The sequence below is a fragment of the Lacinutrix chionoecetis genome (assembly GCF_053604665.1).
Map to the genome: position 1 here is coordinate 120,562 of NZ_JBSHNQ010000080.1, position 14,386 is coordinate 134,947.

Below are 14,386 nucleotides of genomic sequence, written 5' to 3' on the forward strand. Positions count from 1 at the left end.
TTTATATCTTAAAGAAATACCTTTAACGAGAAACAAAATGCATCAAAAAAAATACTTCTTTCTATTGCTTACGCTTTTGCTATTCTCGTGGAGTTTCGCTCAGGAGTATAAATTTATTCCCGAATCCCAACACGCCTTATCAGAGGAGCAAGTAAAAACAATGCAAATTGTAATTACACCAGACGTTCTACTATTTAACGAACAAGGTAAAATTTTACCAATGTCTAAAATGGAACTTATGGCGAATCCGGATTACAAACCGCTGTTTTATGCCAATAACGAAGGGAAAATTAAGTCTGTAATATTTTTAAAAAAAAGTAACCATCCCGTTTTAATTGAAAAAAATCCTGAAGCCGCTTTTACCAAAGGTGAAAAGGCCTTAGATTTTATAGTTACAGATATGGATGGTAAAACCATAAAACTATCAGAATTAAAAGGTAAAGTTGTTGTCTTAAATTTTTGGTTTACTAAATGTGGACCATGTATTCAGGAAATGCCAAGTTTAAATGCTTTAGTAAAAGATTATAAAAACAAAAACGTTATATTTTTAGCTATTACTTTTAATAAAAAAGGCGTAGTAGAAAATTTTCTTGATGAACATAAATTTAATTATACTATCGCAGCTAACGCCAACGATGTTATTTCCATGTATGGTGTACAAAGTTATCCCACAAGTATTGTAATTAACCAGAAAGGAGAAATAATCCTTAAAGAATTAGGCTATAGAACCAATATAAAAAATGTACTCTCTAAGACTATTAAATCGCTATTAAAATAATTTATGCCTAAACAATGGATTTATTTACTGTTCTTTTTATTGGTGTGTTTTACCAATGCTCAAACACCAGAAAAAGAAACAGAACAAGTGCAGGACTCTACAAAATCAAGTGCGCTTTTAAAACAAATAGGTAATGGATTTTTTCCAACTAAAATCTGGAATTTCGACCTGCGCTATCTTTTAAAATTTAATCAATACGAAGGATTAAGAACCGGATTAGGCGGAGTGACTAACGACAGGTTTTCAAAAAAATTCAGAATAGATTCTTATGGTGTTTACGGTTTTAGAGACCATAGATTTAAATATAAAGTTGGTGGAGGTGTGTTGTTAAATAAAGACACTAAAAGTTGGTTTAATGTTTCTTACATTGATGATTTAATGGAAACTGGAAGCTCTAATTTTTTAACCGATGGTCGTACATTTTCATTTTTCGAGCCGCGTTTACTTAACATTAGTTTGTTTCATAAACATATTACTTCGGCAGTTTCTCTTGAACATGAATTTAACCCTAAACTCATTACCGAAACAGAATTTGCCATTAGTAATATTCGTCCAACCTACGATTATAATTATGTGTTAGACGATACCTCTTATGGCTCCTTTGAAACCAGTACAGCTAAAATTGCTGTACAGTGGAATCCTTTTACCAAATATGAAGTTATTGATGGAAAAACGAAAACAACAGTAGATGGTTATCCGAAATTTACATTGCAATACAGTAAAAGTTTTAGAAACGTTTTCGCGGCAGATTTTAATTTTTCTAAATTAGATTTCAGAACCATTCATAAAATCGTTCATAATAAAGAGTCGCACAGTATCGCAACATTTTCTATGGGTTTAGCGCATGGAGATACGCCATTAACACATTTATACCACGCCTATCCTAATAATATTAATAAAGAAACAATTTTAAATCGTTTCTCGGTAGCAGGTATCAATAGCTTTGAAACCATGTATTTTAACGAATTCTTCTCTGATAGATTCGCAACATTAGTATTAAAACACTACGTTAAACCGTTTCATATTTCTAAGCATTTTAATCCGCAATTAGTACTCATTTCCCGTTACGCTATTGGAAACATGAACAATGTTTCAAGACACCAAAACGTTACTTTTAGTACACTTAAAAATGGTTACACAGAGTCTGGGTTAGAGCTTAACAAACTTCTTTTTGGCTTTGGTTTAAGTTTTACCTACAGATATGGTCCGTACCACTTACCAAATGAAGAAGATAATCTGGCGCTTAAATTCACTTTTAATATTACATTATAATTTTCTTTTCTTCGATAAATATATAGGTTTTCCATACCTTTGCGCCTACTTTTAAGGCATCATGGCGAAACAAATAAAATCCAAATTTTGGGATATCGTGGCAAGGCTGATTTTACGTAATAAAATCGGCATTCTTTTAGGTATTATAGTAATCACCATTTTGTTTAGTACGCAGTGGAAATACATGCGTTTTACATATACTGAAGCTAACTTATTACCAGACGACCACGAAGTAAATATTGAATACAATGATTTTCTCGAAATTTTTGGAGAAGAAGGAAACCTTATTGTTTTAGGTGTAAAAGACACCTCTCTTTTTACAGTTAAAAACCTAAATGCCTGGAATGCCCTTTCCGACAGTTTTAGAACTTCTAAAGAAGTGGAAACTGTTGTTTCTATTAAAGATTTACAAAAGTTAGTAAAGAATACTTCAAAAGAAAAGTTTGACTTAGAGCCTTTTATCACAGATTCTGTTAAATCTTTAGCCGAAATAAAATTACTGCAGGACGAGCTTTTTAACAAATATCCATTTTACGATAATTTCTTATTTAATAAAGAAACAAAAACAGTTAGAACAGCAATTTACCTTAAAAAGGAACTGGTAAATACCGCAGCCAGAAAAGATTTTGTGGTAAAAACATTATTAGAAAAGGTTAAGGTTTTTGAAGACACCTATAATCTCGATGTTCGTGTCTCTGGGATGCCATACATTAGAACACTAAATGCTCAAAATATTGTTGATGAAATTGGCTTGTTTGTTGGTGCCGCCTTATTTATAACCTCGCTTATTTTCTTTTTCTTTTTCAGGTCCTTACGTGCTACAATTATTTCTTTAATAGTGGTTTGTGTTGGTGTTATGTGGACTTTAGGAATCTTAGGTCTTCTTGGGTATGAAATTACGGTACTCACCGCTTTAATACCTCCACTAATTATTGTTATTGGAATTCCCAACTGTATCTTTTTAATAAATAAGTACCAGCACGAAGTAAAATTACACGGAAACAAAGTGAAATCGCTGCAACGTGTTATTACTAAAGTGGGAAATGCCACGTTAATGACCAACGTAACAACCGCTTCTGGTTTTGCGACCTTTATAATAACAGAAAGCACATTACTTAAAGAGTTTGGTGTGGTGGCATCTTTAAGTATACTGGCTATTTTTATTCTCTGCTTATTAATAATTCCTATAATTTATACCTTTTTACCTTATCCAAAAGAGCGCCATTTAGAACATTTAAATAAACGATGGATTGGTGGTTTTGTAAACTGGATGGAGCGTATGGTTAGAGAAAAACGCATTGCAATTTACATTGTATCGTTGGGCTTATTAATAGTTTGCATTATTGGTATTTACAAAATAAAAATTTCTGGCAGTCTCATAGAGGACATGCCACAAAACACAGAATTCTTTAGCGATATTCGCTTTTTTGAAGAAGAATTTAATGGTATTATGCCAGTGGAAATAATGGTGGATACCAAACGAAAAAAAGGGGTAATGAAATCTACTACTTTAAAGCGCATGAATCAATTGGAAGATTTAATTATAGAAACTCCAGAATTATCCCGACCTATTTCGGTGGTGAGCCTGGTTAAATATTCTAAACAAGCTTTCTATAATGGTAACCCAAAATACTACCAGCTGCCAACAAAACAGGAAGAGGCTTTTATTTTGCCCTATGCAAGAAATTCTGCCTCTGATGATGTCGATTTGTTAAAAAACTTTGTCGATTCTACTGGTCAATACGCGCGTATAACTACGTTTATGAAGGATATTGGCACTGATAAAATGGAGCGTATAGAAGAGAATCTCTTAACTAAAATTAATAATCTATTTCCAAAGGAAAAATACGATGTTACCATAACAGGTAAAGCATTAGTGTTTCAAAAAGGGACTAAGTATCTGGTTAAAAATTTAGCACTATCCCTTTCTTTAGCCATTGTATTGATTTCGTTATTTATGGCCTACATGTTTCGTTCGTTTAGAATGATTATTGTATCGCTAATTCCAAACTTACTTCCATTAGTTGTAACAGCCGGTTTAATGGGCTTTTTAGGCGTGCCAATAAAACCTTCAACCATATTGGTGTTTAGTATTGCTTTTGGGATTTCGGTAGACGACACCATTCACTTTTTAGCCAAATACCGTCAGGAATTACAGGCCAATAACTGGAAAATTAAAAAATCGGTTTATGCGGCTTTACGCGAAACCGGAGTAAGTATGTTTTATACCTCTATTGTGCTATTCTTTGGATTCTCGGTATTTACCATTTCAAGCTTTGGAGGCACAGTTGCACTTGGCGCATTGGTATCTATAACCTTGTTGTTTGCCATGCTCTCAAACTTGTTATTACTCCCTTCATTACTACTTTCTTTAGAACGTAGTATTGCTAACAAGGAGACGCTTAAAAAACCTTCTATAAATATCATTCCTCTTGAAAATGATGCTGATGACATTTTGGAAGATACTACAGACAGTTAAAAACAATTAATTTTGTAGTAAATTCATCCTAATAATCACTTAAAAAATTTATATTACCATTTAAGCAATCCTAACTGTTTAATGATAAATAAAAAATTATTAATAAAAATCTTTGCAATAACTGTTTTTTTTAATTCAGAATTAATCGCCCAAACCAATGATAATAGTAGCTGTAAGGTATATCAAGCTATAAATATTGAAGAATTACTCATGTCGTCAGACATTTTTATTGAACACAATTTACCAACAATAGATGCTCCTGAAAGAAAAGTTAGGAAAATATTACTAGAGAATTATAACTATTTAAAAACGACTTTTTCAAAAAAAGATGTTATAAAAAATAGTATTATTGAAAAGGAATTTAATGCCATAGTAAATAATATTGTTAAGGCAAACCCTAAATTGCAAGACCAACAGTTCAACATGTTATATGCTATAGATTACAAGGCAAATGCTGCATCTTTAGGCAATAATATTTATTTTATCTATCCAGGTCTATTTGAAATTTTAGAAAACGACGAACAGCTAACTTTTGTCATCTGCCACGAAATTGCACACCAGTTATTAAATCATTTTCAGAATAATATTGAAGAACGTATTGGTCTTGGAAAAACAGAGGTGTCCAACGAAAAAGCATTTAATATTTATAGAGACAAAAGAGCGCTGGAGTTAAATGCAGATGCCCTTGGTTTTGAACTTTATTCAAACTTAAAATATCCAAAATCGGAAGCCATAAAGGCACTAAAAAACCTTAAGAATTCTGATAGTATTTTATTCTCTAAGTCTATTAACATTAAATCACAGTTTAATTTTAAAGATTATCCTTTTAAATCCTTTTGGCTAACCGAAAAAGAACAGCTATTAAAACTTGACAAGTACACAAGTGATTACAGAAATTTAGATTCTTTAAGAACACATCCTAATATCGATTTACGAGTAGAAGCCATTAATAACAAAGCCCAACTACAGACTATTGTTAATACTACGGTCTCCAAAAAACATATCGAACAATTAAAATCGTGGCAAGAAACCAACTATTTATGCCTAATAAAAGATAATGATAGATATGACCTGAATTTATTTTTTGCATTAGAGAAACTTTATAAAAATCCAGATCATATTCTTGCTGCAGAAGTCGTTGCAGCCACACTACTTAAAATTTATAAGGCAAAAAAAGAAAAACAATTCAGTAAATACATTCCACCGCCCAATGCTTTTGCAGCCAATACCACTTTTTCAGAATTGAAAATGTTTTTAAAAAATACTGAGGCTAGAGAAATTAGAAAAATAGGATTGGCGTTCTGCAATTCATTAACTGAAAAATCTGAAAAACTTATCAAAATTCAAGAAAAATTTAATCGTTTAAACAAATGAAAAACATCGCTATACTATTTACTATTCTATTATCATGCATGAGTGTTGCTCAAACCTCTAAAGCCGAGTTTGGCTCTAAAGTTTTTTCATCTACAGGTGTTTTTACAAATGATTATAATGAAGCCGTTGGTTATTATAATATAAGTCGTTCAGAAAATAAAAATGAAGATAAAACTTACGATTATATTGTAATTATAAGGGATAATAATTTTAATCCCATTGCAGAAAAAACAATAAGCTTTAGCAGAAATTCACTATTTATTGGCTCTGCGTACAATGGCGACTATTTAGCTCTTTGTATTTACGATATGAAAGCAGGCGCATATAAAATTAAAATTTTTGACAGACAATCTAATGCATCCATAGACAAAACAGTCGCATACGAAACTAAAAAGGAAATAAATAAAACACAAAAGAATATTTATTTAGGAGAATTCGCTCAATCAGTAGATTTTGTTGCCTTAAAAAACCAAGGCTTTTTACTTACCTATCCAGGAGATTATGGGGTGGTTTCAGGAGGTGGTTTTAATACCAAGGCAGCAATAATTAAAACAGATCAAGCTACCTCTAAAAACACGCTAACACTGCCTGTAGAGAGAAAACATTTAAAGAGAGGAACCATTTTAAGATTGGAAATTTTAGCCTCAAATAATAAACATGTGGCATTTAAAAAATTAGATGGTTCATATTCTTTAAATATTTTCGACGCTAATAGTGGCAATTTAAATTTTAGTACAAAGGATAAGGAATTAGACTCTGTATATATTAATAAAGCTTTCTTTAAAGATTCTGGTAATTTAGTGGTTATTGGCAACTATTTTAAAGATAAAAAAGATCGACACAATAATAAATCTTTAGGTTTTTTCTATCAGGAAATTACACCAAATGGAAAAATAATTAAGTTCCATAAAAACAACTGGGATGATGTCTTATCTAAATTTTCAAACGTCAAAAAAAATAATAAATTGAAAGATGTAGGTTATTTATACTTACACAATGTATTAGAGCATAACAACGGTTACTTAGCAATTTTTGAAACTTATAAACTTACAAGAAGCGCAAAAAAAATCTTACTGTCTAACAGTTACGATAATAAACAACTCACTACAAATGATGCCTTTATTTTTAATTTTGATAAAGACTTTAATGTAATCAATGTTAAACGTGTAGAAAAGCAAATAAGCAGATGGCAGGGAGCAAGTTCAAGCTATACTGCCAGGTATAATGCAGAACGCGCTGCGCGTTATGGTGGATTTGATTTCTTATACCACCAAAAAGATGTAAACAGAAATAGGTATTACTTTTATTTCTATGATTACGAACGTAAAAAAAAGGAAAAAAACGGGTTTGCCATTAAAACTGCCATTTTTGAAGATGGTGAATTTTTTGAAGATAAACTTAACATAGCCTCTATATCTTCTGAGCATAAAGTATTACCTGCCGAAATTGGAGAAATTTTGGTTTTAGAATTTTTTAAAAAAGAAGAGAAATTTAATATACGTAAAGAACGGTTTTCATTAGATTAATAGCAACAAAAAATAAAAATTTAAGCACCTAACCGTTTTACAATATTTAAGCTAATAAGGCAACAAAACAGTACAACTTAGTTACAATAGTTTTTAGCTTTAAATCTCTTAATCTACATAACCTTTACTATATTTGTTTGCTAAATTTTACAATATTATTTTATGGTTAAGAATACTATCGCACAATTATTAAAACAAACATCACTTCAGGAAGTTGAAATTAAAGGTTGGGTTCGCACCTTTAGAGCCAATAGATTTATTGCTTTAAATGATGGTTCTACACTTAATAATATACAATGTGTTGTTGATTTTGAAAACACCGACGAAGACATTCTAAAACGTATTACAACTGGTGCTGCCGTGCATATTAAAGGCGAGTTGGTAGAGAGTCAAGGTAAGGGACAACATGTGGAAATAGTTGTTTCTTCTATCCAAATATTAGGAGATAGCGATCCTGAAACCTATCCTATTCAGCCTAAAAAACACTCTTTCGAATTTTTAAGAGAGAATGCACATTTACGTACCCGCACAAGTACATTTAGCGCTGTTATGCGTTTACGTTCGGCATTGTCTTTTGCTATACATAAATATTTTAACGATAACGGTTTTTACTACATGCATACACCAATAATTACTGGAAGTGATGCAGAGGGTGCTGGCGAAATGTTTCGTGTTACTGGTTTAGATGCTAAAAACCCACCTTTAACAGAGGATGGCAAAGTAAATTATAAAGAAGACTTCTTTGGTAAAGAAACCAATCTTACCGTTTCTGGTCAATTAGAAGCCGAAACTTATGCCATGTCTCTTGGTAAAGTATATACTTTTGGGCCAACATTTAGAGCAGAAAATTCTAATACTTCTCGTCATTTATCTGAGTTTTGGATGATTGAACCCGAAGTAGCTTTCATGGATTTAGCAGGTAATATGGATTTGGCAGAAGATTTTATGAAATCTGTTATTTCATACATTTTAGAGCACAATGCTGAGGATTTAGAATTTTTAGATAAGCGTTTATTAGACGAAGAAAAAACAAAACCACAAGCAGAGCGTAGCGAATTATCACTAATTGGAAAATTAAAGTTCGTAACCGAAAATAATTTTAAACGTGTAAGCTATACCGAAGCCATAGATATTCTTAGAAACTCTAAGCCAAATAAAAAGAAAAAATTTAATTATATCATAGAAGAATGGGGAGCCGATTTACAGTCGGAACACGAACGCTTTTTAGTAGAAAAGCACTTTAAATGTCCTGTTATTTTATTTGATTATCCAGCAAATATTAAGGCCTTTTATATGCGTTTAAATGAAGATGGAAAAACGGTTCGTGCAATGGATATTTTATTTCCAGGTATTGGAGAAATTGTTGGAGGTTCGCAACGTGAGGAACGTTTAGAAGTATTAAAAGAAAAAATGGCTGTATTAGATATCCCTGAAGAAGAACTTTGGTGGTACTTAGATTTACGTAAGTATGGAACTTCTGTACACTCTGGTTTTGGCTTAGGTTTCGAACGCTTGGTTATGTTTGCTACAGGAATGGGTAACATTCGCGACGTGATACCTTACCCAAGAACACCACAAAATGCTGAATTTTAAAAGCGTTAAACCATAAATAATTATTAAAACAATCTACTAACTTCCATATTGTAGATTGTTTTTTTTATTTTAGTAATAATCTTAAATCAAATTATGCTTAAACAATATTTACAGTTTAAATTATCGCAGAAATTGTCTCCGCAACAAATTCAATTAATGAAATTGATACAGTTGCCTACACAAGCTTTTGAGCAACGTTTAAAGCAAGAATTAGAAGAAAATCCTGCACTCGATACTGGAAAAGAAGAAAAAGCAGATGAGTATGAAGACATGGATAATAGTCAGGATGATTATGAAGACAGTGAGATTATAGGAAATGACGAAATTAATGTCGACGATTATTTAAGCGACGACGAAATACCAGACTATAGAACAAGTGTTAATAATTACAGTGCAGACGATGATGAAAAAAGTATCCCATATGCTTCTGGCACGTCGTTTACACAACATCTTAAAACGCAATTAAACACCTACAGACTTAGTGACGAAGAACGTGACATCGCAGAGTTTTTAGTTGGTAGCGTAGATGAAAGTGGATACATACGTCGAGATTTAAGCGATATTATGGACGATCTGGCATTTACACAAAACGTTTACACGACCGAGGATAAAATTGAAAAAGTACTTAAAATCGTACATCAACTAGATCCTGCAGGTGTTGGTGCTAGAAATTTACAGGAATGTTTAAGTATTCAGCTTGGTAGAAAAGAACAAACGCCAGATGTTGCATTGGCATCAGAAATAATTAATAAAGGTTTCGAGCAGTTTACTAAAAAACACTATAAAAAGTTGATGGCTAAATTCGATATTAGCGAAATTCAGCTTAAAGATGCTGTTCATGAAATAGAACGCTTAAACCCAAAACCTGGTGGTAGTTATTCTGGTAACACACGTATGATAGAACATGTGGTTCCAGACTTTGCCATTAAAATAGTTGATGGCGAATTAGAATTGACTTTAAATGGTAGAAATGCTCCAGAATTACACGTTTCTCGTGAGTATAATAATATGCTAAAAGGGTATAAGGAATCTAAGGAGAAATCTAAAGCTCAAAAAGATGCAGTAATGTTTATTAAGCAGAAACTGGATGCAGCAAAGTGGTTTATAGAAGCTATAAAACAGCGCCAGCAAACCCTTTTTGTTACCATGAGTTCGATTATGCATTATCAGAAAGAATACTTTTTAACTGGCGATGAGCGTAATTTAAAACCAATGATTTTAAAAGACATTGCAGACGAGATAGAAATGGATGTTTCTACGGTTTCACGTGTAGCCAACAGTAAATATGTAGATACACCTTACGGTACAAAATTAATTAAAGAGTTCTTTTCTGAGTCGATGACCAACGATCAAGGTGAAGAAGTGTCTACTAGAGAAATTAAAAAAATCTTAGAAACGGTTATAGAAGAAGAATCTAAAAAGAAACCGCTTACCGATGAAGCTTTAGCTAAAATATTAAAAGAAAAAGGCTACCCTATTGCCAGAAGAACTGTAGCTAAATACCGAGAACAACTGGATATTCCTGTGGCACGTTTACGTAAAGAATTATAAAAACCAATTAAATATGAATTGGTTGCTAAAAAGTATATCCTTTATTTTTCATCCTATAATAATGCCACTTTTAGGCGTTATTTTTTATTTCTCGAAATCGCCTCGTTATTTTCCAAGAGAAGTGGTGGAAGCTAAAATAATTTCGCTTACCATTCTCACCATTATTCTACCTATCCTGCTCTATTTTCTGTTAAAGACAATTGGTAAAACAGACTCCATATACCTTAAAACTTCTAAAGAGCGCATTATCCCTTTATCGCTTAACATAATTATATGTATTTTAATTATACTACGTGTCTTACCTGCAAACCAAATTATTGAACTTTACTATTTCTTTTTGGGTATTTTAATCTCTACAATAGTGTGTTTGGTATTGGCAATTTTTAAATTTAAAGCGAGTATTCACATGATTGCTATTGCAGGTGTATTTATGTTTGCTATTGGCATTTCGCTTCATTTTGGAAAGAATTTAAATGGGTCTTTAGCGCTGTTTTGCTTGATTGCTGGAGCCATTGCAACTTCAAGATTACATTTAAAAGCGCATACAAACGTCGAGCTTATTTTTGGATTCTGTATTGGGCTATTTCCGCAATTGCTATTACTAAGCTACTGGTTATAAAATGTAGAACATTAAACCAAGTTTAATGGCATTGGCATCTATTACTTTACCGTCGATAGATGCACTATCGTTAAACAGTGGATTAAGTGCATAGTACAAATAAAAATTCCATGTATTATAGCCTGCTCCAAGTGTTAAACCATATTGAAAATCGTTTATTGCACTTATATTAGTTAGTTTTATATCTTCTGGTGTGCCTTCAAACTTCGAGCTGTTTGTAAACACATAACCCAACTTAAAACCTGTATAAATGCGCCAAAATTTATAATCTGTTGCTGTAGAAGTTCGCCATCTAAACTCTATAGGTAACTCGACCATATAAGTTGAAAATTTGTTTTTTGTAAAAGATATTTCATTTTCATCAATAATTTGAAAATTCTCATTCTTTACATCACTTTCTGAAATTTGTATGTTTTGGTTAAACGAATTTAACGACACACCTAAACCAACACCAATGGCCTTATTACGTCTTTTATTTATTGGCATGTCTTTAATATAACCAAAATGGAACCCTCCGGAAAAGCCATTCTGTGACAATCCTGTTGGCTTTTTACCAATGAGATTGTAGGTGACTCCAAAATAAAACTGATCTTCCTTATATAAAGAGTCTATTTCCTGAAGTCTGTTTACTAATGCTTCTTGAGAAGAAGCGATGGTAGTGAAAAAACAAAGACTAAAAATGAGTATTATAAATTTCATATTCACAAGATAAATAGTTATAATGTAAAAGGCGTTTTGAATGATCAAAACGCCTTTATATAAAATTAAGAATATTAATTACTAATTAGAAACTGCATCACCTTTCTTAGTGGTGTAGTTAATTTTAAGTGCATTGGTTTTACGTAATTCCTGCTTAACATCTGTTAGCACACCCATTTTGGCATCTTTATCTACTTTAAGAGATACTGTTAATTGTGGTACTAATTCTTCGGCTAATGCAGCGCGTTCTGCAGCAATAAATGCCTGAACCTGCTCTACACTTTGCAACTTATCGTTTAATTGTATTCTATCCTCTGTACCATAAGTATCTACATAATTAGCACTTGGCTTTCCAATATAAATATAGCTTATTGGTTTCTTTTTATCTAATTTTTCAATTTGATTTGCTTTAGGTAACTGGTTTTTAATTTTTAAATTATCTTCCTTAATTACCGTCGCAACCATAAAGAAAAACAGAAGCATAAATACAATATCTGGTAAAGATGCTGTTGAAATTGGAGGTAAACCTCCATCTTTTTTCTTTTTAAATTTAGACATAGTGTTTATGTTATCTTGTTAATCTCTTTTTGCTTCTGCTTCAGAGAATTTTTGAGGTACAATTAATTTAATCGCTTCTAGTTTATCTTTCAAATTCTCTCTAACCTTAGCATCTGTTGCAGGATCTTGATACATTTCTGTAGCTTCAACAAAGTTCATTTCTAAATTAGGATATTCTCTAACAAATTCGCGATTTCTAATTACGTTATAAGCACCGAGTATTTCATTTTGAACAGAAATATACGTGTTATAATTTGTTAACCTATCGTTAGCTAAAGAAATGACTGCTTTTTGTAAATTATCTGAAGATGATGGGTCTTTAGCGCCTTTACATCTTGGGCAGGCATCTTTTCCGGTACCACCTCCATTATCAAGAAACTCAACTGCTTTTGCTCTCAAATCTGTAATGGCAATTCGCTCTGAATCTCCTCCTGATGTTAAAAGAATTTCGTTATTACTGTTTAAAGTTAAAGCAAAAATATTTTTTTCCTTAATAACTACCGGCTCATCTGTTGGCGGCTCCCATGGTGGAAGCTTTCTACTTAAACCAGAATCTGTTGCAATATCTGTTGTAACCAGAAAGAATATAAGTAATAAGAAGGCAATGTCAGCCATAGAGCCTGCATTAACTTCTGGTGCTGATCTTTTTGCCATAATTATCTAATCATTTTTTTAATTCCTGTAAATAGCATCGCTCCTCCTGCAACTATAGCAAGAATATAGAACGTATATAAACCTGCACCAACCCATTTAGAGCCAGAAGCAGATAGCATCTCACCATCTTGCATAGGTGTTTCTACACCTGTAGCTAATACATAGCCTATTATAACTACCAGGACAAATGCGCCTATACTTATAAGTGTGTTTTTTAATGTTGCTGTATTAGAAAATAGCCCTTTAAGTACAAATAATAGTACTAAAATTACGGTTACTGCTAACACAAAGTAAGCGATGTATGCTAACGGCTCGAACATAGAAGACGTTCCGGCTGCTGCCATTGCTTTTATCTCGTCGTCACCAGTCATAACTATTCTTCCTAAAAAGAAGAGTGCTAATACACCAATTACTATTAAAACTATTTTTAAAATCTTTTGCATAATCTGTTGTTTTAAAATTAGTTATTAATTATTTCTTATATCTCGATAACATATCCATTAAAGTGATAGAAGAATCTTCCATATCATTAACAATACTATCAATTTTAGCTACGATGTAATTGTAAAAAATTTGAAGTATAATCGCTACAATAAGACCAAATACAGTTGTTAATAAGGCTACTTTAATACCACCTGCTACTAACGTTGCATCCATTCCACCTGCAGATTGAATTTTATCGAAAGCCTGAATCATACCTATTACTGTTCCCATGAACCCAAGCATTGGTGCTAATGCGATAAATAATGATATCCAAGATACGTTTTTCTCTAATTGTCCCATTTGTACTCCACCGTAAGCTACAACAGCTTTTTCGGCAGATTCTAAACTATCGTCTGCTCGGTCTAAACCTTGATAGAAAATAGAAGCTACAGGCCCTTTTGTGTTTCTACAAACTTCTTTTGCTGCTTCAATACCACCAGATTGCAGTGCATCTTCAACATTTTGAGTTAACTTTTTAGTGTTAGTTGTAGAAAGGTTTAAAAAGATAATTCTCTCGATAGCAATTGCCAACCCAAGAATTAAACACAATAATACAATTCCCATAAATGCTGGACCACCTTCAATAAAACGCTTTTTAAGCTCTTGGTGGAACGTTAAATCTTCTTCTGCAGGTTCTTCTGTTGCTGCATCTTGAGTGGTAACAACTGTAGTAGCAACTGTTGCTGCGTTGGTAGTTGCATTAGCTGTGCCAAATGCCATTAAAAACACTATGGCTAGGATAGAAAATAATCTTTTCATTTGTTTTGATCTTAATTTTATTAATTAGTTAAAGTGTTAAA

The 14,386-nt window shown here is 32.3% G+C and carries 13 protein-coding genes; 8 read left to right on the plus strand and 5 right to left on the minus strand.

Translation table 11 applies throughout. The annotated features are described in order from the left end of the window. Window positions 1–37 precede the first annotated feature (37 nt). From ACVC43_RS07825 to ACVC43_RS07860, 8 genes are all read left to right on the plus strand, one after another. Window positions 38–778, plus strand: a complete 741-nt coding sequence (locus ACVC43_RS07825) for a peroxiredoxin family protein (RefSeq protein WP_452223945.1) — start codon at window positions 38–40, stop codon at window positions 776–778. Window positions 779–781: 3 nt separating this feature from the next. Next, window positions 782–2,050, plus strand: a complete 1,269-nt coding sequence (locus tag ACVC43_RS07830) for a hypothetical protein (RefSeq protein WP_452223946.1) — start codon at window positions 782–784, stop codon at window positions 2,048–2,050. 61 nt (window positions 2,051–2,111) lie between these two features. After that, window positions 2,112–4,529 (plus strand): efflux RND transporter permease subunit, encoded by a 2,418-nt coding sequence (locus ACVC43_RS07835; protein WP_452223947.1) that lies wholly within the window; start codon window positions 2,112–2,114, stop codon window positions 4,527–4,529. An 81-nt stretch (window positions 4,530–4,610) separates the two neighbouring features. After that, window positions 4,611–5,903: a M48 family metalloprotease gene (locus tag ACVC43_RS07840; RefSeq protein ID WP_452223948.1), complete on the plus strand. Its 1,293-nt coding sequence runs from the start codon at window positions 4,611–4,613 to the stop codon at window positions 5,901–5,903. Next, a complete protein-coding gene (locus ACVC43_RS07845) occupies window positions 5,900–7,429 on the plus strand; it encodes a DUF6770 family protein (protein ID WP_452223949.1) in 1,530 nt (509 codons plus the stop codon). The genes ACVC43_RS07840 and ACVC43_RS07845 overlap by 4 nt, the downstream gene beginning before the upstream one ends. Before the next feature lie 162 nt (window positions 7,430–7,591). Further along, entirely contained in the window at window positions 7,592–9,022 is a 1,431-nt protein-coding gene (gene asnS / locus ACVC43_RS07850; protein ID WP_452223950.1) for an asparagine--tRNA ligase, read from the plus strand. A gap of 93 nt (window positions 9,023–9,115) precedes the next feature. After that, window positions 9,116–10,573, plus strand: a complete 1,458-nt coding sequence (gene rpoN / locus ACVC43_RS07855) for an RNA polymerase factor sigma-54 (protein WP_452223951.1) — start codon at window positions 9,116–9,118, stop codon at window positions 10,571–10,573. Between the two features lie 13 nt (window positions 10,574–10,586). Next, the gene (locus tag ACVC43_RS07860; RefSeq protein WP_452223952.1) at window positions 10,587–11,192 is read left to right on the plus strand and encodes a hypothetical protein; all 606 of its coding nucleotides are present in this window, start codon (window positions 10,587–10,589) and stop codon (window positions 11,190–11,192) included. Here ACVC43_RS07860 and ACVC43_RS07865 read toward each other — a convergent pair. The 5 genes from ACVC43_RS07865 to ACVC43_RS07885 form a co-directional block, all read right to left on the minus strand. Beyond that, on the minus strand, window positions 11,187–11,891 hold the full coding sequence (locus ACVC43_RS07865; RefSeq protein WP_452223953.1) for a porin family protein: 705 nt from the start codon (window positions 11,889–11,891) through the stop codon (window positions 11,187–11,189). The two genes, ACVC43_RS07860 and ACVC43_RS07865, sit on opposite strands and share 6 nt — an antisense overlap. Window positions 11,892–11,972: 81 nt before the next feature. Beyond that, window positions 11,973–12,449: an ExbD/TolR family protein gene (locus ACVC43_RS07870; protein WP_452223954.1), complete on the minus strand. Its 477-nt coding sequence runs from the start codon at window positions 12,447–12,449 to the stop codon at window positions 11,973–11,975. 18 nt (window positions 12,450–12,467) lie between these two features. Further along, window positions 12,468–13,103: a biopolymer transporter ExbD gene (locus ACVC43_RS07875; protein ID WP_452223955.1), complete on the minus strand. Its 636-nt coding sequence runs from the start codon at window positions 13,101–13,103 to the stop codon at window positions 12,468–12,470. 2 nt (window positions 13,104–13,105) lie between these two features. Then, window positions 13,106–13,546: a hypothetical protein gene (locus ACVC43_RS07880; protein ID WP_452223956.1), complete on the minus strand. Its 441-nt coding sequence runs from the start codon at window positions 13,544–13,546 to the stop codon at window positions 13,106–13,108. Window positions 13,547–13,574: 28 nt separating this feature from the next. Further along, window positions 13,575–14,345 carry a MotA/TolQ/ExbB proton channel family protein gene (locus ACVC43_RS07885; RefSeq protein WP_452223957.1) on the minus strand — a complete coding sequence of 257 codons (771 nt, stop codon included), beginning with the start codon at window positions 14,343–14,345 and terminating at the stop codon, window positions 13,575–13,577. Window positions 14,346–14,386: the final 41 nt, after the last annotated feature.

What these genes read in the sequence shown, in the direction of transcription:
- ACVC43_RS07825 (WP_452223945.1), top strand. Translation starts at nt 38, where the DNA reads ATGCATCAAAAAAAATACTTCTTTCTATTGCTTACGCTTTTGCTATTC.
- asnS (WP_452223950.1), top strand. Translation starts at nt 7,592, where the DNA reads ATGGTTAAGAATACTATCGCACAATTATTAAAACAAACATCACTTCAG.
- rpoN (WP_452223951.1), top strand. Translation starts at nt 9,116, where the DNA reads ATGCTTAAACAATATTTACAGTTTAAATTATCGCAGAAATTGTCTCCG.
- ACVC43_RS07865 (WP_452223953.1), bottom strand. Translation starts at nt 11,891, where the DNA reads ATGAAATTTATAATACTCATTTTTAGTCTTTGTTTTTTCACTACCATC.
- ACVC43_RS07875 (WP_452223955.1), bottom strand. Translation starts at nt 13,103, where the DNA reads ATGGCAAAAAGATCAGCACCAGAAGTTAATGCAGGCTCTATGGCTGAC.
- ACVC43_RS07870 (WP_452223954.1), bottom strand. Translation starts at nt 12,449, where the DNA reads ATGTCTAAATTTAAAAAGAAAAAAGATGGAGGTTTACCTCCAATTTCA.
- ACVC43_RS07885 (WP_452223957.1), bottom strand. Translation starts at nt 14,345, where the DNA reads ATGAAAAGATTATTTTCTATCCTAGCCATAGTGTTTTTAATGGCATTT.
- ACVC43_RS07860 (WP_452223952.1), top strand. Translation starts at nt 10,587, where the DNA reads ATGAATTGGTTGCTAAAAAGTATATCCTTTATTTTTCATCCTATAATA.
- ACVC43_RS07840 (WP_452223948.1), top strand. Translation starts at nt 4,611, where the DNA reads ATGATAAATAAAAAATTATTAATAAAAATCTTTGCAATAACTGTTTTT.
- ACVC43_RS07830 (WP_452223946.1), top strand. Translation starts at nt 782, where the DNA reads ATGCCTAAACAATGGATTTATTTACTGTTCTTTTTATTGGTGTGTTTT.
- ACVC43_RS07880 (WP_452223956.1), bottom strand. Translation starts at nt 13,546, where the DNA reads ATGCAAAAGATTTTAAAAATAGTTTTAATAGTAATTGGTGTATTAGCA.
- ACVC43_RS07835 (WP_452223947.1), top strand. Translation starts at nt 2,112, where the DNA reads ATGGCGAAACAAATAAAATCCAAATTTTGGGATATCGTGGCAAGGCTG.
- ACVC43_RS07845 (WP_452223949.1), top strand. Translation starts at nt 5,900, where the DNA reads ATGAAAAACATCGCTATACTATTTACTATTCTATTATCATGCATGAGT.